3 protein-coding genes are annotated in these 2,395 nt (G+C 29.0%); 1 reads left to right on the forward strand and 2 read right to left on the reverse strand.

Going from position 1 to position 2,395, the window contains the following annotated elements; translation table 11 throughout:
* Positions 1–253: 253 nt before the first annotated feature.
* Together sagB and KA858_RS12190 are read right to left on the reverse strand one after the other, a co-directional pair.
* Complete coding sequence (gene sagB / locus KA858_RS12185; protein ID WP_107630335.1) at positions 254–1,105, reverse strand: peptidoglycan release complex glucosaminidase SagB; 852 nt, start codon at positions 1,103–1,105, stop codon at positions 254–256.
* A 206-nt stretch (positions 1,106–1,311) separates the two neighbouring features.
* On the reverse strand, positions 1,312–1,533 hold the full coding sequence (locus KA858_RS12190; protein ID WP_107612526.1) for a hypothetical protein: 222 nt from the start codon (positions 1,531–1,533) through the stop codon (positions 1,312–1,314).
* Between the two features lie 257 nt (positions 1,534–1,790).
* Here KA858_RS12190 and KA858_RS12195 point away from each other — a divergent pair, with 257 nt between their 5' ends.
* Positions 1,791–2,267, forward strand: a complete 477-nt coding sequence (locus KA858_RS12195) for a sigma-70 family RNA polymerase sigma factor (protein WP_210135822.1) — start codon at positions 1,791–1,793, stop codon at positions 2,265–2,267.
* The last annotated feature ends 128 nt before the right edge of the window (positions 2,268–2,395 follow it).

The following is a 2,395-nucleotide window of genomic DNA, read 5'->3' on the forward strand; positions in this document are numbered from 1 at the left end:
CAAGAAAATACATCAATTTTGATAAGTAGAAATGGTAAAAACATTGTATAGCATTTTACACAGGAGTCTGGACTTGACTGAGGTGAACAAAAATGAAATTTATTTTAAAAGTTTTTGTCGTAATGATTATAGCCTTTAGTTGGTTAACTAAGAAAAATAAAGCAGAATAAATAAATCTATTTTTTATCCTAAAAAGCCAACGTCAACACTTATTCACACAAGTGTCGACGTTGGCTTTTACTAATTAATAATTTTATTTTTGATGTTTATTGTCATCTTTGTATACGTATAATTTAAAATACTTACCTTCAGTTTTCATTTCTTTATAAAAATCAGCAATGATTTCAGCATTACTTTCTGCCCATTTTATATCAGTAGCATATTGATGTTCACCTGGATTCTTAGGATTCCATCTCATACTGTAGAGCGTATTTTGATCTTCGTGAGATAGGAAATGTTGGTGAATAAAGTCGGCGCCACCTTTGATTGCTTTTTCAGGTGTGTCCCAACCATGTTTTTTAGCGTACTCTGAACCCGTTTTAATTGGATCACTATCTAACGCGCCTACACCGTAGAAGTTATAATACTTCTTACCGTCAATTTCTACCCCGTTGGCTAATTCACTTTTAACTGAACCTGTTTCTAATAAAGCATGTGAAATTAAATATACTTCGTTAACATGCTTCTCTTTGGCAGCACTAATGAAAGCGTCAGTATGTTTCAATAACATTGGTCGGTCGAATAACATACGTTTAATACGATTTTCATCAATGCCTTGATATTTAGATAAATCTAAAAATTGATACTTTTGTTTGTCATCATCAATGAACTTACTACTGTCCATTGCAGCTTTTATTTCACTATCTGAAGCATCTCTCCAAGCAGTATTATTCTTGTTAGAGACTTGTTGACTTGTGTAATTATCAATTTGTTTTTTCGCAGCTTTATTTAAAGTTACATCTAAATGTTCTACGCGTTCTTCTTCATTAACATGCTTAAAGAATATTTGATCTGAAATCATATTAAAGAATATAAAACCTGCTGCAACTAAAACAATCAATAACCCCACTAGGCTAATAATTGAGCCTTTTTTGTGCTTCGTCATATTCACACCTCTTAGGTCAATGTTGTTTTTATTTAAAATCTATTATGATAATAAAGTTTAACATTATTAATTCTTATAAACAATTTTATACTTGCAATGTTACATATTCATAAAATAAAAGTAATCAAAATGAAACTTTGCAAAATAAAAAGTAATGAAACATATAGAATTTCATTACTTGATTCTCACCAGCAGTACTTTATCTATCAATTATCTTTACGATAATCCATCATAATAAAACTCGCTGCTTGAGATCTATTCTTGTAATAATATTGATTTAAATCAACTGTTCCTTCTATTTCACCATCTCGATACATCATTTCATTTGTAAAATTATTAATCATTACAAATTCAGAACGATTTCTAATAATGTCTAAATCATCATTTCTTGCGAAGAAATGCTCAAGATTTAAATGTGCGTAATCCAACGTTATACCTCCCATGTTACAAATTGACTAAAATTTAAATATATTAATGAATGTAAGGTATGTCCATAATGATTTTGTCGTATTGCTAAGTTACATGCGTCTTTAGACATGATTTTACAGTTTATAGTTAATCTATGCTTACTATTTAACACCCTTTTGTTAAATTACGCAAATGATAATTTAAATAAATTACTTTAAATTTTATATATCCGGAAATTTCATTTAAGTACTTAAATTAGGAGCGAATCTCTGAAGTATTGAATTTTAATGACATATATCATAAACATCATAAAATGATTCACTATTTGTTAAAGCATTATAACGTCAAGTATAATTATGATGAATTTTATCAATTATTACTCATAAAACTGTGGCAATTATCTAAGAATTACAATGACAATTCAAATGTAAGTTTATCCTCGTTTCTCTACCAACGACTCAATTTTTATTTAATTGATTTATTTAGAAAAGAAAGTTTAAAACCTGACATGGTTGACGTTGACATCTCAACCTCCCCACACCTTATCTCCGCTTCAATAGAAACATCAATCTTTAATTATAATGATATGACGCAATTGTTAAATCCTAGAGAACTTGAATGGTATAACTATTTCATTCAAGGTTATAAACAGTTTGAAATTGCCGAATTAATGCATGTGTCTTTATCTAGTATTAAAAACTATAAAACCTCTTCTATAAAAAAACTCAACAACTATTATGTCAAAGGTGAGTAATATGATACCACACAACACACATCATCTTCTTTATCTCCAAACTTTGCAGGCTAATACGCATAAAACGACATGTTGTTTTTCAACATATAATATGGTTTTGCCTTTTCCTATGTTGAGTTGTCAATTTA

The sequence above is a fragment of the Staphylococcus sp. GDX8P80P genome, from assembly GCF_017893095.1.
In the GTDB taxonomy this organism is placed as follows: Bacteria; Bacillota; Bacilli; order Staphylococcales; family Staphylococcaceae; genus Staphylococcus; species Staphylococcus borealis.